The organism is Limosilactobacillus sp. DJ3M12 (assembly GCF_947381695.1).
Classification (GTDB): domain Bacteria; phylum Bacillota; class Bacilli; order Lactobacillales; family Lactobacillaceae; genus Limosilactobacillus; species Limosilactobacillus kinnaridis.
Map to the genome: position 1 here is coordinate 1 of NZ_CANCWY010000080.1, position 228 is coordinate 228.

1 protein-coding gene is annotated in these 228 nt (G+C 38.6%); it reads right to left on the reverse strand.

Features of this window, described 5'->3' with window-relative positions; translation table 11 throughout:
• On the reverse strand, positions 1-228 hold a 228-nt coding region (locus QOS06_RS10805), incomplete at both ends, for a mucin-binding protein (protein ID WP_283596071.1).

Here is a 228-nt window from a genome sequence, read left to right on the forward strand (position 1 = left end):
TGGGATAGACTTCACAACCTTGTTACCATCCTTGTAAACCACGTTAATGCTTTGGTCATTAGCAGTGTAGGTAATATCAATATTACTATTCTGTGTTTGGCCATTAACTGTTACCGCATCCACATGGCTAATTGTTGGAGTATATCCAACAATTGTTGGAACATCATAAGCATTCCAAGAAGCAGTACTCCAATCTTGCCAAGTAGTTTGATGAGTAACTTGGTCTGT